23 protein-coding genes and 2 tRNA genes are annotated in these 20,308 nt (G+C 51.7%); 13 read left to right on the top strand and 12 right to left on the bottom strand.

Going from position 1 to position 20,308, the window contains the following annotated elements; all coding sequences use genetic code 11:
* Nucleotides 1-70: 70 nt before the first annotated feature.
* Nucleotides 71-703, top strand: a complete 633-nt coding sequence (locus tag ACFQO0_RS09865) for a DJ-1/PfpI family protein (RefSeq protein WP_012078749.1) — start codon at nt 71-73, stop codon at nt 701-703.
* Nucleotides 700-1,323, top strand: coding sequence for a helix-turn-helix domain-containing protein (locus ACFQO0_RS09870; RefSeq protein WP_012078748.1), 624 nt, complete (start codon nt 700-702; stop codon nt 1,321-1,323). Before ACFQO0_RS09865 ends, ACFQO0_RS09870 begins: the two co-directional genes overlap by 4 nt.
* A gap of 102 nt (nt 1,324-1,425) precedes the next feature.
* Here the strand turns inward: ACFQO0_RS09870 and ACFQO0_RS09875 are convergent, their stop codons facing one another.
* The 3 genes from ACFQO0_RS09875 to acs all read right to left on the bottom strand — a co-directional run bounded on the left by ACFQO0_RS09875 (nt 1,426) and on the right by acs (nt 5,066).
* Entirely contained in the window at nt 1,426-2,670 is a 1,245-nt protein-coding gene (locus ACFQO0_RS09875; protein ID WP_012078747.1) for a tyrosine-type recombinase/integrase, read from the bottom strand.
* A gap of 165 nt (nt 2,671-2,835) precedes the next feature.
* Nucleotides 2,836-2,926 (bottom strand) — tRNA-Ser (locus ACFQO0_RS09880).
* 157 nt (nt 2,927-3,083) lie between these two features.
* The gene (acs, locus tag ACFQO0_RS09885; RefSeq protein WP_382234146.1) at nt 3,084-5,066 is read right to left on the bottom strand and encodes an acetate--CoA ligase; all 1,983 of its coding nucleotides are present in this window, start codon (nt 5,064-5,066) and stop codon (nt 3,084-3,086) included.
* Nucleotides 5,067-5,291: 225 nt separating this feature from the next.
* Between acs and ACFQO0_RS09890 the strand changes: the two genes are divergently transcribed.
* The 4 genes from ACFQO0_RS09890 to ACFQO0_RS09905 all read left to right on the top strand — a co-directional run bounded on the left by ACFQO0_RS09890 (nt 5,292) and on the right by ACFQO0_RS09905 (nt 8,750).
* Nucleotides 5,292-5,912 (top strand): YqhA family protein, encoded by a 621-nt coding sequence (locus ACFQO0_RS09890; RefSeq protein ID WP_382234148.1) that lies wholly within the window; start codon nt 5,292-5,294, stop codon nt 5,910-5,912.
* Nucleotides 5,913-6,035: 123 nt separating this feature from the next.
* On the top strand, nt 6,036-7,577 hold the full coding sequence (locus ACFQO0_RS09895; protein WP_382234150.1) for a fumarate hydratase: 1,542 nt from the start codon (nt 6,036-6,038) through the stop codon (nt 7,575-7,577).
* Between the two features lie 48 nt (nt 7,578-7,625).
* Nucleotides 7,626-8,468 (top strand): glutamate racemase, encoded by an 843-nt coding sequence (gene murI, locus ACFQO0_RS09900; RefSeq protein ID WP_382235067.1) that lies wholly within the window; start codon nt 7,626-7,628, stop codon nt 8,466-8,468.
* 206 nt (nt 8,469-8,674) lie between these two features.
* A tRNA-His gene (locus tag ACFQO0_RS09905) sits at nt 8,675-8,750 on the top strand.
* 183 nt (nt 8,751-8,933) lie between these two features.
* Here ACFQO0_RS09905 and ACFQO0_RS09910 read toward each other — a convergent pair.
* The 3 genes from ACFQO0_RS09910 to ACFQO0_RS09920 all read right to left on the bottom strand — a co-directional run bounded on the left by ACFQO0_RS09910 (nt 8,934) and on the right by ACFQO0_RS09920 (nt 10,015).
* Nucleotides 8,934-9,107 (bottom strand): hypothetical protein, encoded by a 174-nt coding sequence (locus tag ACFQO0_RS09910; protein WP_382234152.1) that lies wholly within the window; start codon nt 9,105-9,107, stop codon nt 8,934-8,936.
* A gap of 194 nt (nt 9,108-9,301) precedes the next feature.
* A complete protein-coding gene (locus ACFQO0_RS09915; RefSeq protein ID WP_382234153.1) occupies nt 9,302-9,520 on the bottom strand; it encodes a hypothetical protein in 219 nt (72 codons plus the stop codon).
* Between the two features lie 276 nt (nt 9,521-9,796).
* On the bottom strand, nt 9,797-10,015 hold the full coding sequence (locus ACFQO0_RS09920; protein WP_382234155.1) for a hypothetical protein: 219 nt from the start codon (nt 10,013-10,015) through the stop codon (nt 9,797-9,799).
* Between the two features lie 240 nt (nt 10,016-10,255).
* Between ACFQO0_RS09920 and ACFQO0_RS09925 the strand changes: the two genes are divergently transcribed.
* The 4 genes from ACFQO0_RS09925 (at nt 10,256) to ACFQO0_RS09940 (ending at nt 12,557) form a co-directional block, all read left to right on the top strand.
* Complete coding sequence (locus ACFQO0_RS09925) at nt 10,256-10,585, top strand: nucleotide pyrophosphohydrolase (protein ID WP_382234157.1); 330 nt, start codon at nt 10,256-10,258, stop codon at nt 10,583-10,585.
* Nucleotides 10,586-10,740: 155 nt separating this feature from the next.
* Nucleotides 10,741-11,439, top strand: coding sequence for a TenA family protein (locus tag ACFQO0_RS09930; protein WP_382234159.1), 699 nt, complete (start codon nt 10,741-10,743; stop codon nt 11,437-11,439).
* Between the two features lie 58 nt (nt 11,440-11,497).
* Nucleotides 11,498-12,160: a thiaminase II gene (tenA, locus tag ACFQO0_RS09935; protein WP_382234161.1), complete on the top strand. Its 663-nt coding sequence runs from the start codon at nt 11,498-11,500 to the stop codon at nt 12,158-12,160.
* Between the two features lie 190 nt (nt 12,161-12,350).
* On the top strand, nt 12,351-12,557 hold the full coding sequence (locus ACFQO0_RS09940) for a DUF6494 family protein (RefSeq protein WP_382234163.1): 207 nt from the start codon (nt 12,351-12,353) through the stop codon (nt 12,555-12,557).
* Between the two features lie 580 nt (nt 12,558-13,137).
* Here the strand turns inward: ACFQO0_RS09940 and ACFQO0_RS09945 are convergent.
* Complete coding sequence (locus ACFQO0_RS09945) at nt 13,138-13,308, bottom strand: hypothetical protein (RefSeq protein WP_382234165.1); 171 nt, start codon at nt 13,306-13,308, stop codon at nt 13,138-13,140.
* A gap of 45 nt (nt 13,309-13,353) precedes the next feature.
* Nucleotides 13,354-13,773, bottom strand: a complete 420-nt coding sequence (locus tag ACFQO0_RS09950; protein WP_382234167.1) for a hypothetical protein — start codon at nt 13,771-13,773, stop codon at nt 13,354-13,356.
* Between the two features lie 352 nt (nt 13,774-14,125).
* Between ACFQO0_RS09950 and ACFQO0_RS09955 the strand changes: the two genes are divergently transcribed.
* From ACFQO0_RS09955 to ACFQO0_RS09965, 3 genes are all read left to right on the top strand, one after another.
* A complete protein-coding gene (locus tag ACFQO0_RS09955; RefSeq protein ID WP_382234169.1) occupies nt 14,126-15,334 on the top strand; it encodes an MFS transporter in 1,209 nt (402 codons plus the stop codon).
* Between the two features lie 106 nt (nt 15,335-15,440).
* Nucleotides 15,441-15,902 (top strand): universal stress protein, encoded by a 462-nt coding sequence (locus tag ACFQO0_RS09960; RefSeq protein WP_382234171.1) that lies wholly within the window; start codon nt 15,441-15,443, stop codon nt 15,900-15,902.
* Nucleotides 15,903-16,061: 159 nt separating this feature from the next.
* On the top strand, nt 16,062-16,442 hold the full coding sequence (locus tag ACFQO0_RS09965) for a hypothetical protein (protein WP_382234173.1): 381 nt from the start codon (nt 16,062-16,064) through the stop codon (nt 16,440-16,442).
* A gap of 111 nt (nt 16,443-16,553) precedes the next feature.
* Here ACFQO0_RS09965 and ACFQO0_RS09970 read toward each other — a convergent pair whose 3' ends face one another.
* The 4 genes from ACFQO0_RS09970 to ACFQO0_RS09985 all read right to left on the bottom strand — a co-directional run bounded on the left by ACFQO0_RS09970 (nt 16,554) and on the right by ACFQO0_RS09985 (nt 20,115).
* Nucleotides 16,554-16,808 (bottom strand): hypothetical protein, encoded by a 255-nt coding sequence (locus tag ACFQO0_RS09970; RefSeq protein ID WP_382234175.1) that lies wholly within the window; start codon nt 16,806-16,808, stop codon nt 16,554-16,556.
* A gap of 213 nt (nt 16,809-17,021) precedes the next feature.
* Nucleotides 17,022-17,444, bottom strand: a complete 423-nt coding sequence (locus ACFQO0_RS09975) for a glycine zipper 2TM domain-containing protein (RefSeq protein ID WP_382234177.1) — start codon at nt 17,442-17,444, stop codon at nt 17,022-17,024.
* A 263-nt stretch (nt 17,445-17,707) separates the two neighbouring features.
* Entirely contained in the window at nt 17,708-18,970 is a 1,263-nt protein-coding gene (locus ACFQO0_RS09980; RefSeq protein WP_382234179.1) for a L,D-transpeptidase family protein, read from the bottom strand.
* The gene (locus ACFQO0_RS09985; protein WP_382234181.1) at nt 18,970-20,115 is read right to left on the bottom strand and encodes a L,D-transpeptidase Cds6 family protein; all 1,146 of its coding nucleotides are present in this window, start codon (nt 20,113-20,115) and stop codon (nt 18,970-18,972) included. Before ACFQO0_RS09985 ends, ACFQO0_RS09980 begins: the two co-directional genes overlap by 1 nt.
* Nucleotides 20,116-20,308: the final 193 nt, after the last annotated feature.

Consider the following 20,308-nt stretch of genomic DNA (forward strand, 5'->3'; position numbering starts at 1 on the left):
GTTTCATGCCATGAAACATTTGTGGCATTATGTTTCATATTGAAGCACTTATTTAAATAAGGAGAAATGCATGAAATTCGGTGTTTTTATCTATGAAGGCGTAGAGCCCGTCGACTTGGCGACGTATGGAGTACTGTCGATGGCAAAACGCATAAAGCCAGAAATCGAAATCTGCACGATTGCACCCAAACGAGGCAATGTACTGTTTTCAAATGGGTTGGTGGTGCAAGCAGATTTCGGAATTGAAGATGCACCAGAGGTGGACGTGCTGATTGTTACCGGCGGTCCAGGCTGGGTTGAGCAAGCTAAAAACCAGACTACGCTTCTTTACCTCAAGCACGCAGCTGTGACCTCCCTTATTGCATCGGTATGCACCGGCGCCATGATTCTCGCCGCAAGCGGGGTTCTAGACGGCAAAACTGCCACCACAAAACGCGCCGTTGTTGAGCCCGAATACCCGCCGATAAATCTTATGCAAAAGAATTACGACAGTATTAAGGTGGTCGAAGGTTCCGTGATCGACAACGGACGCGTCATCACTGGCGGCGGAGTTACGCTATGCATAGATACAACTCTATACATTCTTGAGAAGATATTTGACGCTGAAACAGCTGCTGAGACCGCACGTATCATGGAGTACACTGTCGCTCGCAGCGCAAACATGAGTGCGCTCCCCTTTCAACATTCAAGACATTCAGAATGACAAGCAAGAAAGCAGACAAACAGGACAGTGCGTCAAGTATTGAAATTCAACTTGGAGGAAGAATTTCAAAACTCAGAACTTCACGAGGTTTTACCCAGGACAAACTCGCCTTAGAAACGGGTTTTACCAAGGGCTACTTGTCCAAGATTGAAAACTCTAAAGTGATTCCTCCCATCGGGACCTTAGTCAAAATTGCGCAGGTTTTGGATACGGATCTTTCTGCTTTATTGGAGCCGGAAACAGAAGAAATAGATTCCCCTGTCTGCATTGTCCGGTCATGGCAACGAGAATCAGTCATTAAGGGAGCCTCTTCGTTTGGATACGACTACACCGCCTTAGCTCACAAGCGACGACACAAGCAGATGGAGCCGTTTATTATGGTGTTCCCATCACAAATTGAACGTGAAGTTCGTTTTGAACATGACGGAGAAGAATTCCTTTTCGTATTGGAAGGCGAGGTGGAGTTTGAAGCAGTAATCGGTGGTCGGCCACAAACTTGGATACTTGCTCCGGGAGATAGTGTGTACTTCGATTCGCGGACACCTCACCGCGGGCGAAGCCTCAACGGAGACTCTCGCGTACTGGCAGTGATTTATCGCACGAAGACGTCACAGACCTAGACGACGTGTCACCGCTAAATTTTGCAATCAAAAACGAAGAATGGGTCAGAATTCGATGCAATTCAACAGCAACTGCTTTAACCGCTTTCATATTGACGCCAATTAATTACTGTCGCCTATTTTTCTACTTACGGCATCAATGTAATCTGCATATCCCTGCATCATGATCTTACGTTCCTCCAAAAAAGATTCCCTGTCATACGAAGCGCCATAGGCCTCTCCTGACGAATGCGCTAGTTGACGTTCGATATTACTTATATCGTTTCCTAACGTTTTTAAGATGCCTTTAGCGAGTGAACGGAAACCATGACCAGTATGCTTGCCGGCATAACCGAGTCGTTTGAGAGCCGCAAGAATTGCACCATTGCTGATCGGTTTTTTAGGATCACGTTGATTCGGGAAAAGCCATTGATTTCCACCAGTATAGGTACGCAGCTCTCTTAGAAAAGCCCATCCTTGCTTCGGCAGAAACACATGGTGATCTACTTTACGTGGATTGATCTTTCGCTTGCCCATTTTCATGCGCTGCCATGGAATCACCCACTGTTCGTTTTTCAGGTCAACTTCAGACCAAGGCGTTTCCGTCAGCTCTGATGTTCTGACAAAGGTCAGCATCATCAACTGCATGAGAATGCGCGTCACCGGGAACATTCTGGCTTTGTTGTGATTAAGCGTTTCAAGAAACTCTGGGAGTTCTGCGACCAAGATGGCTGCATGAACGCCTTTGATTCGAGGCTTGAGTGCCCCTCGTAGAGCGGGAACTGGATCATTTTCAGCGATGCCGCAAGCAATGGCATACCTGAAAATTTGGCTGCAAACCTGTGCATTTCGTCTAGCTATCTCTGCCGCGCCACGTTTCTCAATCTGCCTCAAAACATCCAGCATTACGGGAGCCTTAACTTCTGCGATGGGTCGCTTTCCAATGAGAGGAAATACATCCTGTTCAAGTCGGCGAAGAATATTGTTAGCAGTTCTAGGCTGCCATTGCTCAAGCTTGTTTTGGTGCCACATTCTTGCAACGGCCTCGAATGTGTTCGCTGCAGCGGTTGCCGATATCGCTTTCTCGACTCGACGCGCTTGCGCTGGATCCACTCCTTCTACAATCTGTTTCTTTGTATCCGCGCGTTTGCGTCTGGCCTCTGCAAGACCAACAGCGGGGTAATGCCCGAAGGTCAAACGAGTGCTAGTCGTTCTGTTTTCCTGACGATATGCCATGCGCCAAACCTTGGACCCGGAAGGCAGTATTTCCAGATACATTCCCTCCCCGTCAGCTAACTGGTACGGTTTTTCCTTTGGTTTTGCAGCTTTGATACGCAAATCGGTTAAAGGGGTGGCGAGTTTTGGCATTTTGTACCCATGGTTATTTACACATATCCTACATGTGCACAAACATGGGTGCAAATCTGTTGGATTTCAATGGACATCAAAAGACATCACAAAACAAAAAACCCGCATCAGCACTAGGCTAGAGGCGGGTTATTGGACGTTCTTGGACTTCTTAAAACTAGATTCTGGCGGAGAAAGGGGGATTCGAACCCCCGGTAGGCTATGAACCTACACACGCTTTCCAGGCGTGCGACTTAAACCACTCATCCATCTCTCCTGAATTTGTTCTTCGCAGACCTGCTTTTTAGCGAAGTCGCCGATTATAGCAAAATTTTATCCGAAAAGGCCGGTTTTACCACCATTACCTTGCACAAGACGCGTAAAAAAGCCGTCGCAGCGGGCGGCAGCGACGGCTTTTGCTGAAGACGCAAAGCTTATTGGGCCTGCTTGAGCTGTTCCAGGATGGCTGGATTCTCCAGTGTCGAGATGTCTTGCGTAATCGCCTCGTCTTTGGCGAGTACGCGCAACAGGCGGCGCATGATTTTGCCTGAGCGGGTCTTCGGCAGGTTGTCGCCGAAACGGATTTCCTTCGGCTTGGCAATCGGGCCGATTTCCTTGGCTACCCAGTCGCGCAGTTCCTTGGCGATCTGCTTGGCTTCGTCGCCTTCCGGACGGGTACGCTTGAGGACGACAAAGGCACAGATGGTTTCACCGGTGGTTTCGTCCGGTTTGCCGACGACAGCGGCTTCGGCCACCATGGGGTTGGCGACCAGTGCAGATTCAATCTCTGCAGTGCCCATGCGATGACCGGAAATATTAAGCACGTCATCGATACGGCCGGTGATGGTGAAGTAGCCGGTTTCTTCATTGCGGATTGCACCGTCGCCCGCGAGATAGGTTCTGCCGCCCAGTTCGTGCGGGAAGTAGCTTTTCTCGAAACGCTCAGGATCGTTCCAGATATTGCGGATCATCGATGGCCATGGCCGCTTGATGACGAGCAGGCCGCCTTTGCCATTCGGCAAATCATGACCGCCATCATCAACCACGGCGGCAGTAATACCCGGCAGCGGCAAGGTGCAGGAGCCCGGCACCATCGGTGTCGCGCCCGGCAAAGGCGAAATGACGTGACCGCCGGTTTCGGTTTGCCAGAAGGTGTCAGCAATCGGGCAACGCTCGCCGCCTATATGTTTGTAATACCACATCCAGGCTTCAGGATTGATAGGCTCGCCGACTGAACCCAGCAAGCGCAGGCTGCTGAGATCGTAATTGTCTGGATGCACGGAAGGATCGGCATCGGCCGCCTTGATCAGCGAACGGATCGCGGTCGGTGCAGTGTAGAAGATGGAGACCTTGTGCTTTTGCACCATGTCCCAGAAACGGCCGGCGTTCGGGTAAGTCGGCACGCCTTCAAACACGATTTGGGTCGCGCCGACTGCGAGTGGACCGTAGGTGACATAAGTATGGCCGGTGATCCAGCCGATGTCGGCGGTACACCAGTAGACATCTTCCGGCTTGATATCGAAAGTCCACTTCATCGTCAGCATGGCCCACAGCAAATAGCCGGCGGACGAATGCTGCACGCCCTTCGGTTTGCCGGTGGAGCCGGATGTGTAGAGGATGAACAATGGATGCTCGGCACCAACCGGTTCGGGCGCGCATTCGCTGGTTTGCTGTTCGACCAGCTCATGCAGCCAGACATCACGGCGTTCGACAAACTCAACCGCGCCGCCGGTGCGTTTGTAGACGACGACATTGCGTATCGTGTCGCAGCCGCCAAGCGCGAGCGCTTCATCGACGATGGATTTGAGCGGCAAATGCTTGCCGCCGCGCACTTGATAATCGGCCGTCAGGACCGCGACTGCACCGGCATCGATGATGCGTTCATGCAGCGACTTGGCAGAGAAGCCGCCAAAGACGACAGAATGGGTGGCACCGATACGCGCACAAGCTTGCATCGCGGCAATGCCGTCGATCGACATCGGCATATAGATGATGACGCGATCGCCCTTGTTAATACTGAGCGACTTGAGGCCATTGGCAAATTTGCAGACGCGTTCGTGCAGCTCTTTATATGTGACACGCACGACGTTGCCGTCGTCAGCCTCAAAAATGATGGCGACCTTGTCGGCATTGCCGTTGGTCAGGTGACGATCCAGGCAGTTCCACGAGACGTTGAGCTCGCCGTCTTCAAACCACTTGTAGAACGGCGCGTTCGATTCATCCAGTCTTTTGGTGAACGGTTTGGTCCAGTGAATATTCTGTTGAGCAAGACGCGCCCAGAAACCTTCGTAATCGTCAGCCGCTTCTGCGCACAACGCTCGATAGGCATCCATACCGCTGATGGCAGCATTGGTGACGAAATCTGCGGGCGGGCTGAAAACCCGCTCCTCCTGTTTGAAGCTTTCGATGCTGGACATTGTCCCCTCCGTTACGGATTTTATTTTGTTATTCACAATATGCTTTTACTCTTACTGAAGCCTTACACCAATCTGACTCAAATCTTAATGAGAATCGAGGTACAGACCTGGCCAAAAAAATTCAATTCAACCGCTGACAATACACTTTGATGCAAGCCGGCAAAAAGTGCGGGCGCGTGTAAAATGCAGGCTTTCTTCAGTCATCTATTACTCCAGCGCATCTACATGAAATCCACTTCTACCGACACATCAGCAGTCAAAAAACCGATACACCCGCTGGCTAATTTCATCTTCATGACAAGATGGCTACAGTTGCCATTGTATATTGGTCTGATCCTTGCGCAATGCGTCTACGTATTTCACTTTTGGGTAGAGTTATCAGATTTGATCGGTGCGATATTCGGCAATGCTGATTCGCTGAAACATATTCTTGATGTCGTAACCATCCCCGGCGCGCAACGCGCAGAGAAGCTGACAGAAACCACCATCATGCTGGTGGTACTGGGCTTGATCGACGTGGTCATGATCTCTAACTTGCTGATCATGGTGATCATAGGCGGCTATGAAACCTTCGTTTCGCGCATGAATCTGGAAAGCCACCCCGATCAACCGGAATGGCTGTCGCACGTCAACGCGTCGGTATTGAAAGTCAAACTGGCGACGGCGATCATCGGCATCTCGTCCATCCATTTGCTTAAGACATTTATCAACGCGTCGTCCTACGATGCAAAAACGCTGTACGCGCAAACCGGTATCCATATTGTTTTCCTGATTTCAGCATTGGCGATTGCCTATGCCGATCGCATCATGGCGGAAACCAATGCATTGAATCATCAGGTGCATTAAATCGATGCGCTTTAAATTGAATTGTTGCTATAAGTTGATGCGTATTAAGTCGATGCTTAAGTTGAATTATTCAGTCGAAGTATTCAGTTAGTCTTCCCATTAACGTTCACAGCCGATACCGCCATGACCATCATAAAACAAGACGATTTGATCGAATCCGTTGCTGCAGCTCTGCAATACATCAGCTACTACCATCCGCAGGATTACATCCAGCATCTGGCACGCGCGTATGAAGCAGAACAAAGCCCGGCGGCCAAGGATGCGATTGCGCAGATCCTGACCAATTCGCGCATGTGCGCGGAAGGCAAGCGTCCGATCTGCCAGGACACCGGCATCGTGAATGTCTTTTTGAAAATCGGTATGGAAGTGAAGTTTGAGGGCTTCGGCAAGGGTTCGATCACCGACGCCGTCAATGAAGGCGTGCGCCGTGCGTACAACCATCCGGCCAACACGCTGCGCGCATCCATCGTGGCCGACCCTCACTTCGAACGCAAGAACACCAAGGACAACACACCGGCAGTCGTGCATATGGAGCTGGTGCCGGGCAACACCGTCGATGTGCAAGTGGCAGCCAAGGGCGGCGGCTCGGAAAACAAAACCAAATTCGTCATGCTCAATCCATCCGATTCGCTAGTCGATTGGGTGATGCAGACCGTGCCATTGATGGGCGCAGGCTGGTGCCCACCGGGCATGCTCGGCATCGGCATCGGCGGCACGGCAGAACGCGCGATGCTGATGGCCAAACAAGTGTTGATGGAAGACGTCGACATGTACGAACTGAAGCAACGCGGTCCGCAAAACAAGACCGAAGAATTGCGTATCGAATTGTGCGACAAGATCAATGCGCTCGGCATAGGCGCGCAAGGTCTGGGCGGTTTGACGACCGTGCTCGACGTCAAGATCATGATGCATCCTACGCACGCGGCGTCCAAGCCGGTGGCGATGATCCCTAACTGTGCGGCGACGCGTCACGCCCACTTCGTGCTCGATGGTTCTGGTCCGGTTTATCTTGATCCGCCTTCGCTGTCCGATTGGCCGGATGTTAACTGGACGCCGAACACCGAGCTGTCGAAACGCGTTGATTTGAATACGCTGACCAAAGAAGAAGTCGCCTCGTGGAAGCCGGGCCAAACCCTGCTGTTGAACGGCAAGATGCTGACCGGTCGCGATGCTGCGCACAAGCGCATACAAGACATGCTGGCCAAAGGTGAAAAGCTGCCTGTCGATTTCACCAACCGCATTATTTATTACGTCGGTCCGGTCGATCCGGTACGCGATGAAGTTGTTGGTCCGGCCGGCCCGACCACGGCAACCCGTATGGATAAATTTACCGAGATGATGCTGGCGCAAACCGGCTTGATCTCGATGGTCGGCAAAGCCGAACGCGGACCGACTGCGATCGAGGCGATCAAGAAACATCAATCGGCTTATTTAATGGCGGTGGGCGGTGCCGCTTATCTGGTATCGAAAGCCATCAAGAAAGCCACCGTAGTGGGCTTCGCCGATCTGGGAATGGAAGCGATTTACGAATTTGATGTGACCGACATGCCGGTCACGGTCGCCGTCGATTCCACCGGCACTTCTGTCCACAACACCGGACCGAAGGAATGGAAAGAGAAGATCGAGAAAATTCGCCTGAACGAAATTCCTGTGTCAGCGGTTTGATTGCCCACTGCCGCCACATCCGATCACTCATTTAATAACATCACGACCTTGAGCTTCTCTGTCACTCCCGACCCTGTTGCTGCTGAAGCACCTATAGGCATATTCGATTCCGGTGTCGGTGCCTTGTCGGTGCTACGTCATATCCAGGCTCGCTTGCCATCCGAACATCTGCTGTGCTTTGCCGACTCGGGCCATGCGCCTTATGGCGGAAAATCGGATGCCGAAATCATAGCCCGTACGCTGGCGATTGCCAGCTTCCTGGTGACGCACAAGGTCAAGGCCATCGTTGTTGCATGCAATACAGCGACGGCTGCCGCCATCGAGGCATTGCGTCAGCAATATCCGGACTTGATCGTGGTGGGGGTCGAACCCGGCTTGAAGCCGGCAGCGGTATTCAGCAAGAGCGGCAAGGCAGGCGTGCTGGCTACGGCAAGCACACTGGCCAGCCCTCGTTTCATCGCGCTGCGCGACCAGATTGCAGAAACCACCGGCGTGTCTTTCCTGACGCAGGCTTGCGTCGGTTTGGTCGATCAGATTGAAAAAGGCGAGCTGAACTCGCCGGAGACCGTCCAGATGCTGGAGCGTTATGTCACACCTTTGCTGCACGCCGGTGCCGACACGCTGGCGCTGGGTTGCACCCACTACCCTTTTGTCCTGCCTTTGATTGAAGCCATTGCGCAGCGCGAGAGCGCGGTCCCTGTCACTGTCATCGATACCGGCGAAGCCGTTTCTCGACAGCTCGAAAGATTGCTGCAGCAACGCGGCCTGCAACGATTTGAAAACAGGCCGGGTTCACTGCATGCATATACAACCGGCAGCCAGAATGCGCTGGAAAAAGCCTTCGCAAACTTGCTGCATTTGCATCCGCAGGTCGCAGCATTGACAACGTAAGCCGCGGTCTGACGCGATACTGCTCAGTACAAATGGGATCGCCATGCGGCAATAGCACCGCCAGAACGTACGCATTTCCCGGTGCCAGCCCTTGCGCAGCATCGACTTTTTCAAGTTTGTTGATTTGATTTGCCAGCGGCGTATGAATTTTGTATAATGCGCAGCTGTCTTGCAAAACATCGCAAGTCGCTCGTTGTAAATCAGTGGTGGCTGTAGCTCAGTTGGTAGAGTCCAGGATTGTGATTCCTGTTGTCGTGGGTTCGAGCCCCATCAGCCACCCCAAGAATTCTAGCCGTGCCCTATGTGAAAACATGCGGCACGGCTTTTTCTTTTGTGGCTGCGAAAAGGCGCTGATTATTCGTTCATTGTTCGTTCGTTATTCGCTTGCCATTCAGCAGGTGCCTGGGTGTGAAAGCCGACTATCCGGATACAAAAATATGTCGGCCTCAGTTGCAACGCAGGCGCTTATTTTCCAGCCAAAATAATCATTGCCTCTTGCTTGCCGATCAGCCCTTTCAATTCCGTCATATATGCAGCCCTGCGATAGTCTGGCATGTCTTCAGACAGGTAATGAAGGCAACGAGATAAGTCCTTGTTGGCCTGCCACATTGCGTACGATGATTTTGGAATGTTGTGCATGATTGGTACCTCCTGCGAACCAGTCTAGGCGCATTGACCGTATTTAGATCCCTATGCTTTGTAACAAAGTTTATTCGTGGTGCATGGTGTTATTGGCAAGCAAAAATCGTGATGTCGAAGTGTTATCGCATGCATGTTGCACATAAAAAAAGCCGTCGCAAGCGACGGCTTTTTTTATGATGAAACGAATGCGATTAATGACCCGACAAGGCAGCTTCAGCAGCAGCGTTTTGTTTACGGATTTTTTCTTTTTCAGCGTCTTCAGCGCTCATAGGAGCTGCTGGTGTGGCGTCAGCCGCAGCTGGTGCAGCTTCAGTTGCAGCAGGCGCTGCTTCTGTCGATGCAGATTTTTCCGGGTTGCAAGCGGTCAATGACAATGCCAGCAAAAATGCGACGAATAACGATGTTTTCATTTTTTCCTTGATATGGATAATGTTCAGACGATAACGCTGAGAATGCGTTCGAGGCTGGCGGGAATGAATACTCGCACCTGCCCGCTAACTGGTGTGCCTACTATAGAGATGGGTCGCACATCGGTAAATTGTGGAAGTCACCTAGTCGCTGCCAGTTTGCTCATGCGTTTTACAAACAAGCGTTGCCCATGAAAAAACCCGCGACGCGGCGGGCTTCTTCATGTTTTCTGCAGCCAATATTGCCGACTGCGCATATCTGCTAGATCTGCTATTACATCAGCTATTGTTCGTCGCCTTGTTAGGCTGCTTGATCGGGTTGTTATGCTGAGACACATGCGCGTTCTGACTGGCGCGAGCATTGTCTATCTCGGCATATTTCTTCTTCATGATCTTTTCCATCTCCGTTACATCCTGCTCAAGTACGGGATTGCCAGGTGGATTGGCTTGATGATTGTTTTCATCGTTCTGATCGACTTGCTTGTCTGAGTTTGGCATGGTGATCTCCTAGATGGTATGTTCAGTTACCTTAGCATCGATGCGTACCGAAAAGAATAGGACTAGCAGCCAACGCTGTGTAGGACTGAACGAAGCAGGATGTTTGCATGCAATGAAAGCACCCTGCGCAAAGCCGGACCATTGGTTGCAGTTCGCTGACTCAGACTGCTGCACTAAGGGGATACGCTCAGGCGGCTGCGCTATCATGCTGGCTTATCCTGAATCTTCATTATATTCGCCATGACGCACACTCTGCTAGACACCCGGAAACTGGAAACCGTATTGCAAGAATTCGCCGATGCGCGCAATTGGCAACAGCATCATTCTCCCAAGAATCTGGCAATGGCCTTGACCGGTGAAGTCGGAGAACTGGTGGAAATTTTCCAGTGGCGCAGCGAAGAAGAATCCTGGCAAGTTGCACAAGCACCGGAGACGGCAGAACACGTCAGGCAGGAACTGGCCGACGTCGCCCTGTATCTGATTCGCCTCGCTTCGGTATTGAAGGTCGATTTGAATGCGGCGATTCAGGACAAGCTGATCATGAACGCAAAGAAATATCCGCCACTGTAAAATTCGGACTCGGGTATTTATCATCGCCGTTGTGTGGGATCAATTCATGCACACGGACTGACAATGCCTGATCCGCGCATTGCGTCCTGACCACGCTTTTTTATTTGCAATTTTCGTCTCGCGCATGCGAGAAAATCACCAGATCAATCAATGCCATGACCGATACCACTTTCAGCAAACGCAGCAATCCCGCCAGCACCTTCACAGAATGGTTGCGCGAACAAAATCAGGAAAACTGGGATGCGGCGATCCATCATCGTTTCATCGATGAGTTATTTGCCGGTAGCGTCGCTGACGATGTCTTGCAGCACTACCTGGTGCAGGACTATCAATTCATCGATCGCTTTGTCGCACTGCTGGGTGCAGCAATTGCCAGTGCCGATCTCTTCACGTCGCGCGTACGCTTTTCGCGTTTCGCCGCGATGATCACGAGCGACGAAAATACTTATTTCCTGCGCGCCTTCGACGAATTGGGTGTGGCTGACAAATACCGGATCACGCCACCGCTGACCGAACCGACAACCGCATTCCAGGCCTTGATGACCGAATCGGCGGAAAGCCGTATCTATCCGCTGTGCCTGTCGGTGCTGGTCGTGGCCGAATGGCTGTACTTAAGCTGGGCCGATCGCCCTGACGCGACATTGCCGGAACGCTTTATCCATGCAGAATGGATTACGCTGCATAACAATCCAGCCTTTGCCGAGTTCATCGGCTGGCTGCGCACCGAACTGGATCGCACCGGCCCATTGCTGAATGAAGAGGAGCAAGCACGTTGCGCCGATATGTTCGGTCGTGCCGTAGCGCTGGAACGTGCGTTCTTCGATCACGTCTACACACCACTTCAATACTCTTGAATCTCACCCTGCCTGCAATCGTCGCGCGAGTAGCCTGAAATCTTCTTTAAGGAAACCCATGTCTTTTACCGCTGACATCTGGCAAGAAACCTTGCCGCTGTTTGAAACCATACGCACCATGCCCTTCAATCAGGAACTGGCTGAAGGTACATTGAGCCAGGAGCGCTTCCGTCACTACATGATTCAGGATGCGCATTACTTGATCGCTTTCGGGCGCGCGCTGGCGGTTGCTGCAGCCAAGGCAGACAACACCGACGAGATCGTGCAGTTCGCCAATGCCGCGCATACCGCAATCATTGTCGAGCGCAGCCTGCATGCGGATTTCATGGAGCAATTCAATGTCAGTCCGGCTACCTTTGCAGCGACCCCGCTGTCGCCCGCTACTCATCATTACAGCAGCTATCTGATTGCAACGGCCTGGAGTGCGTCTTACCCGGTTGCGTTGGCCGCATTGCTGCCCTGCTTCTGGATTTATGCAGAGATCGGCAGCGACATCCTGAAGCGTGCAGCGAAAAACAATCCCTACGACTCGTGGATCAGCACGTATGCCGGTGAAGAATTTCACGAAGCGGTACGCGGCGTGATCGCCACTGTTGATCGTGTCGCGTCAGTTGCCAGTGAAGAAACACGCCGCGACATGCGCGTTGCCTATACGCATGCGGCAAAGCTGGAATGGATGTTCTGGGATTCTGCATATCGCCTGGAGCAATGGCCGCTCTGAGCAAGCCGCATTAAACAATCTGGCACGTCTGTCATCAGGCCCGCTCACTTTGATGCGGGCCTGTTTTTTATCTACCGCGGAGAGAGTCAATTGCTTATGATGTGAATGAGGTGCAGCATGTCGCCGCCCGCAAGCATGCGGCTGCCATTTCTTGCATCGCCTCACTTTTCCCACGACACAGGAGTGCACTATGGACGAAGAAAGCTTCAATCTCAGCATGAGAAAATTTTTGAAGATGGTCGGTGTCAGTTCTCAAAATGCCATCGAGAAAGCAGTTGAAAAGGCCATTGCAGAAGGCCGCATCAGCGGTACCGAATCTTTTCCGGCGAAAGTCACACTGGAGATAGAAGGCGTCAAATTGCACATTACTTTTGACGGAGAAATTCGTTTGCAGTAAGCCGCTTACATTCAGCCCTTAGCGCCACTGCACACGGAACTGCAACTCATCTGCAAGTCATGTGCAACACATGGTGGCTTCATCTATCAGATGCACAGCGATGTGCATCTGCTTTTTTATGTGCTCTTCACCATGTTTTCATTCTTGTCGCTGTTGTGTGACTGAGCGCACAGAACATCATCCAGCAAACGCTTATTCTGCGTCTTCCTCATGCTCGCCACCGAATCAAATTGCAGGAAATGCTTTTCCCTCAATGAAAAGACATACCTGAAAAATCGATTCCAGCGGGATATAACGCAGACATACGGAGGTTGAAATGGGCAGCAACTACTATATCGGCTGGCTAATAAGCGCTTCCGTGCTGGCAGTCATATTCTTGTATCTGGGATTTTAAAGATTACGGCTGACAGGCGCATATACGCTGAAGGTAACAGCAAGGCTCTGCAACACTGTAAACCAGTCGCGCGTTCAGTTGCGAACACTCTACCCTGTATGTGCAGATGCCCTTCAAACAAAAACAGCAGGCCTGTTATCGACAGGCCTGCTGTTCAGCATTCACTTAAAAATCAGAATTGCGGACTTACCATTTGTAAGGTGGAATCGCCATCGTTACCAGCGCATTCACCTGCATCTCGCTAACGAACTTCTCTGCATTGGTTTCAGCTGACACAGCAGCCGGATTGAACACGATAAACAGCCCACCAACCAAGGTGATGGCGCATATAAATAATGAGATGAAGTGGCGTTTCATGATATCGCTCTCGATTCTAAAATAAAGATCATTTCCACGAAATGATCAGATAGCTGCTTCGTTGGGCACGTCCGACACTGCAATCTGCGGACCGAATGGCAATACATTTCCATTCTCTACAGTAGATTTCCCCAACCCCTTGTCATGCATGGCATACGTTCTCGAAGCCAGCCATGGATTACGACGCACCCGCGCTCTTGAGTTTTCTGCACCCAACTCGGATACAAACTCGGGCGTAAATATGCGTGATTCTGTTTTTTTATACCCGGCAATGCCCTTGCATGCTGCTTCGCCCAGGTATTTCAACGCCTTGTAGCGTTTGCGGCGCAGTGCGCGCTCGACAGGATCGGCTTGACGGTCTGCAATTTCGGCACAGGCCTTGGTATAGGCTGGCCACTCAATTGCCACTCCTTTTCTGAGGGCAAAAGAGGCATCGGATAAAGTTGTATGAAGAATGGACATCATGCACCTCGTGATTGATTTTCGTTCTAATCGTTTGGTCGTATTCAGATAGTCGGCATCGTGATTTTCAGCCTCGCCTTTTACTCATCTAAATATGAGAAGGTCTGTCGCGGCATGGGAAGGATCGTATCCGCATGACGAATTTAACAATATAGGACAGCGTCGCAACCTCTTGTAGGAAAGGAGGAAGTTTATGATCTATATCAAAAACGCAAATAAACTCCATTAAACGCATTGATAACGCGCCTGTTCAGTGCACAAGTCAGGCATGTCAAAATGGTATACAAGCTGGTGCACATCTGTTTTCGCGATTTGTTGTACCCTTACTTGCTCTGCATTAATTTTGACTTCTTCCATGCCCGCCGACGACACTGCAACACCATCCGCGTCCCCGATCCCGCCACTTGCCATCCCCGCCTTGTCGCTTGCTGCGTTTGGCAGTGCGATTTCATTGCGGGTAACAGATCCACTCCTGCCGCGACTGGCATCGGAATTCGGCATGTCGCTGGGCAATGTTTCTTACGTGATCACCGTCTTTTCGATTGCTTACGGTTTTTCCCAGCTATTCTTCGGTCCTGTCGGTGACCGCTTCGGTAAATATCTGGTAATTGCCTGGGCTTGCCTGGCATGTGCAGTCACCGCACTGTTGTGTGCCCTGGCCCCCAATTACCCATTACTGATCGTTGCGCGCCTGATGGCTGGCGCCACTGCGGCCGCGATTATTCCCTTGTCGATGGCATGGATAGGAGATGTGGTGCCCTACGGCGACCGGCAACCGGTATTGGCGCAGTTCCTGATCGGCCAGATCGTCGGCATTTCTGCTGGTGTCCTGCTGGGTGGTCTGGCCGCCGATTACTTTAATTGGCGCCTGCCTTTCTTCGGCATTGCCTTCTATTTTGTTTTTGTCAGCCTGACGCTGTTTGCCTTCAACCGAAAATTGCCTTCTTACGCGGTGACTACGCACAAGGTTGCGGGCTCCGCCTTGCAGCGCATGATCAATGAGTTTGGCCAGGTGTTGGCCAAACCGTGGGCGCGCGTAGTGTTGATTACCGTGTTTCTGGAAGGTGCTTTTTTATACGGCGCGTTTGCCTTCATCGCCTCGCATTTGCATCGTGTCCATCATCTGTCACTGACCAATGCCGCGGCGCTGGTCATGTTGTATGGATTGGGCGGCTTTCTGTATGCGACCACGTCACGCCGGCTGGTGCGCAGCCTCGGTGAAAAAGGATTATCACGCTGGGGCGGCATTATTGTTGCCGCGGCTTATCTGACCATCGGCCTTGCGCCCGACTGGCGCTGGGCGATCCCGGCATGTTTCGCCGCTGGGCTGGGCTTTTACATGCTGCATAACACCCTGCAGATGAATGCAACGCAAATGGCACCGGAACGACGCGGCGCGGCTGTCTCCACTTTTGCGGCCTGCTTCTTCCTGGGCCAGTCGGCTGGGGTCGGCCTGGCGGGATTTGCGGTTGAACAGTGGGGCACGGGTGCAGTCATTTGCATTGGCGCGATCGGCGTCGTATTGACAGGACTCACTTTCAGTCATTTGAAGCAGGCATCCTGAATAATCTGTGTAGTTAAGCCTGACCACCAATACCTAGGCGACCGACTTGTCCGATCGGCCGTTAGCGATATACTGATCATGCACCCATCGCTTATCAGGAGGTCTTATGTATCGCAAGATATTGATCGCTTATAACGGCACACTGGAAAGTCGCTCTGCCTTGCAGGAATGTGTAAGGCTGGCTCCAGGCCCCTCTGCAGAAATCCACTTACTGGCAGTCGTCAATCCGCCACCATCGGTGGTCATCGGTGAGTATGCGATGGTATCCATGCAGGGTATCGAAGAAGAAATTCTCGCTGAAAAGAAAAAAATGGAGCGCGAGGTAAGCGATGGTCAAGCCTACCTGCGTGAAGCGGGCTTGCAGGTACAAACGCATATTGAAGTGGGCGAACCGGTCCCCACCATCGCCGAACTGGTCGATAAACTGGGTGTCGAATTGCTGATCGTTGGCCATTCACGTCATCAATCCTTGGCCATGCGCTGGTGGCGCGGCGCCACCGATGCCTTACTGGTGGAAAAAATTCGCTGCAGCCTGCTGGTGGCGATGGATCCGAAGCATGATGAATGAGTAGAAGTAGATATGCCGCACAATGAGATTCAAATTATCGTCTGCGTGGATGTTGTCGTATGACTAATGCATCCATGAAACGATACAGATTGTTACGAATTAGCAGTAGTCGAAGAGGATGATTGAGCGTTAAATATCATCATCCATATTGAGATTTTCATGAAAAAAATTATTGCACTTTGCGGTTTGGCAAGCGTCCTGACACTGGCAGCAACGTCGGCAATGGCAGGCGGCGTGAACTGGTCAATCAACCTGGGCGTGGGTGGCTATTACCCACCGCCACCGGTTTATTATTCACCACCGCCGCTCTATAACAACTATTCCAATTACTACGCGCCACCGATCATTTACGGTAGTCAGGTACCTGTTTATGCACCGCCACCTGTCGTGTATGCGCCAGCCCCGGTGGTCGTTTATGGTTATCGCGATAGATATTATCGTGGCCCGCGCCATGACAACTATTACGGCGAACACGGGGGCTACCATCGCGCACCGCGTGATTACCGCGATTACCGTGAAAATCGTGATTACCGCCGCTGATTTTCATCACGCAAAAAGTAAAAATGGCTAGTCGCATTGACTAGCCATTTTTATTTAGTGCGTTCGTTTGAGTACGTTCGTTTGAGTGCGCTCGTTTGGATGATCTGCTGATCACCTGTGACCACGACCATGATAACCGCGACCACCATGGTAACGCGGACCATAGTAACCACGCGAACGGTAACTGAGTCCGAAATTAACGGCCGGCGCAACATAGACTGGTGCGGCATATACTGCCGGACCGCCATATACCGGTTGATCGTAATAGCCTGAGTTATACGGCACGACTGCACAACCACCCAGGGCCGCCAATCCTGCCAGCGAAATAAGCATGCGCTTCGCTACGCGTGTATTGAATATTTTCATCGAAACAGCCTTTCTTCCAACAAAGTGGAAAGAGAAAAATGCATAGCTTGTTGCTGATGCGCGATGCTTCTTTTTCCCCGCCTTCCACTTCAAAAATGCGCTGTAACGTTTATCGCTCTAATAATAATCTGGCTTGTTACGCTGGCATCGCATCGATGCCAGCGTCCTCCCAAGCTTGACGTTTTGTACGCTTGCTTTCAGATTTAAAATTTCTTAGCGACGATAATCGCCGCGCTCATAGCCACCGTATTCGCCGCGGCGTCCATTCGATTGATAGCCACCGCGATAATCGTTGTGTCTATCGTAGCCATTGCGATATACGGGTCTCGTATAAACCGGAGCAGGCCGGTAATAGACAGGCTGCGGTTGGTAATGAGGTTGTGCCTGGTAATAGCCTTGCGGTTGGCGGTAGCCGTAATTGCGATCATCGTTGCGACCGCCGGAAGCACTTGCTCCCACTACGGCACCCAACACACCGCCAATAATCGCTGCGTCCTGACCGCCGACGCTGTTACCAATTACTGCACCAACCACGGCACCGAGCGCCGTGTTGACACCGCGATTATCAGCCGACGCTGTCGTCGAGACTGCAGCTGTCGCCAGCAAGGCAATGCCTATCCATTTTTTGTGCAGCATGATTGACTCCTGTTAGCCGCCTCGAAAACCAGATTTGGTTTATGAATCGCGTCGGCATGGAATCACTATATAGATCGGCTGCGGGAAATCCACGGATGAAATAGTCTTTTACAACTGTAAAGAAGTATGAAGACGCGATGAATCAAGCCAGGGAATGATGCAAGGAATTGCGGGAGAAATATGTGATGAAAATCACATCAATTCTATTGATGACTCTCAATGTGACTACAGAGATACCGACGCATCGGTATCTCTGGTCAAGCTCATTGCAAATTGACTTCAGAAACGATTTTCCACTGCGCACCTTCCCTGGCCCAGTACTGGCGCTTGCGCGTGACATGCTTGCCTTTGCCGATGATGGCTTCCTGAGTGAAGGCAGCAACGATCATTTCTTTTTGATCCTTACCATCCGGATAGCGGAACAAGGTCACGTCGCGCAGTGCCACGTCAATCTTGCGTGCGCCCAGAGTTGATTGCTGCAACTTGGTCAGCCAGCCATCCAGGCTTTGCCCGCGCGGTGCCTTGAAGCTGCGCGAATAATGACGGCGCAAACGATCCGGATCGGTACTCTCAACATCGACACGCCATGACTCCAGCATTTTGTTGGCGCTGAGTTTGTCTGCTTCCCATTTTGCCTTGGAGACGAATTTCAGATCATCGCTGATAATGACCGGCGTATTGCCGACTTCAACCGTCGCGGACAATTCCTTCAAATCGGCATTGGTGAGCACCACGCAACCATCCGAGGACAAAGGTGGGCGGCTGTAACTATCCGATGGCACGCCATGCAACCAGATGCCCGAACCACTGCGGCCATTGGCCTTGTCCCATTCATTCGGATAATTGATAGGCAAGGCACCTGGACCGTAAAAATCAGGCAGCTTTGCACCCGCTAAACGTGCGGTGATGTAATAGACGCCGAGCGGCGTCTTTTGATCGCCTTCCTTGAATTTTTCAACGCCCAGTTTGCCCTGACTCACATAATAATCACTGACCAGTTTCAACTGATTGTTGACGCGCTCATAGACATAGAGCCGTGAGCGCTTGGCATCCACCAGCACAATTTTTTTCTGGTCGTCGCGCATCTGCAGAATAACGCGCGGAATCATGTTCGGATCCGGGCGCTCGCGCAAGGACTTCAAGCGCACGACCGCTTCGGCACGCAGATTATTGAGTTTGTCGGCGGGTGCGTTAGGTGCCGCGCCAAAGGTTTTGATAGTTTGTGTATGCAGCAAGAGCAAATCGCCACGCACCAGATGACCCAGCCGGAAAGTTGGATAGGCCGCAACCAAGGCATCGGCCTTGGCCTGCGCATCGCGCAAGCGATTTGCAGCGAGGGACTTGTAGACTTCGATCAACATGATTTCCGGATCGAGACGCGCGGGCACTCCCGGCTTGTTGCCACTGGCAAACGATGGCAATGGCAAGCTGGCACCACCGGCAACCAGTAGGCTTAAAGCTGCTGCACCTGACCAACATCCAATACGACGTGCGAATAAGCGCAACTTTATTTTATTTCCAGCCATTAGCTACCCGCACGCTCCTGCTTGATGTGCCATTTACCGGATTGCTTGACCAGCACCAATGTCTTGCGGCTATTAGCTTTGACCCGATCAGAATCATAAATCTGACGGAATTTTACGGTCGCATTATTGCCGCTTACGTTGACTTGCGGCGCTTCGATTTTGACGCTGATGCGATCTTTGTCTTCGATGCGGGCACGGCGCTCATCTGCCCATGCCTTGCGTGATTGTCCTGCCGGCAAATCGAATTCGCTGGAATAAGCATTCAGATACGCTTTGACGTCGCGTGCGCTCCAGGCTTTGGCCCATGCGTTGACTGCAGTCATTACTTGATCACGCTCGGCATCGGCGGCGGCACTCGCCTTGGCCTTGGCATCACGCTTGGCTTCGGCTTCCTGCTTTTGCGCCAGCTTTTGCTGCTCAATTTTCGGATCTGGCTTGGCTTCGACTTTTACTTCAGGCTTGGCTTCAACTTTTGGCTCGACCTTAGGCACTTCTTTCACAGGAGGCTTAGGTTCAACTTTAGGTTCCGGTTTAGGCTCGGCCTTTACCGGTGCTGAAGGTGCTGCCGCAACCACCGCAACTTTTGGATTGGTGCCGCCGCTTGTATTGCCAACCAGCGTGCGTACCATAGTCAATTTGGATTTGGCACCGCTGTTGGTGTTATCAAGCTGCAGCGCCTTGTCGTAGGCCTGGCTCGCCAGCTTGGCATGTACATCGCCGAGGTTTTCGTAAGCTGTGGCATACGTTGGATTGGTCCGTATCGCCATATCGAGCGCGGTGCGCGCTTTTTCATATTGGCCGCTGGATGCGTACAGTACTGCCAGATTGTTGTAAGGCTCAGGCAAAGTTGGATAGTCTTCAGTCAACTTGCTGAAAATCGTGATCGCTTCTGCCGACTTGTTTTGCTCGGTCAGGATCACGCCCTTCAAAAAACGCATTTGCGCATCGCGTGGATTCTTGTTCAAAAAAGCATCTGCTTTTGCCAATGCAGCAACATGCTGACCGGAACGCAATAATTGCGACACATCGGTCAGATCATCGGCCAGCGCCGGGAAAACACAGAATCCTGCCAGAGACAAAGCCAAGGTCCGGCCCAACACATAACGTAAGCCTGAATTGAAAGTGCGACGTGGCGCGAAGAACATGGTTTTCCTTGTTATGGTTATTCGATAAATGCGCACAGCCAATATAGTACGACAAACCGCTCATCTTCCCCAACCGATTGCGATGCGACGATGCGGCCTGACGACCAGGTTTCGTGAATGGCACAAGCACCGCGCATGAGCTGATATAAATGAGGCTGCTTAAATTGCAAATGCGATACAGGATTTTCCGGGA

The organism is Herminiimonas aquatilis (genome assembly GCF_042665175.1).
Taxonomy (GTDB): Bacteria; Pseudomonadota; Gammaproteobacteria; order Burkholderiales; family Burkholderiaceae_D; genus Oxalicibacterium; species Oxalicibacterium aquatilis.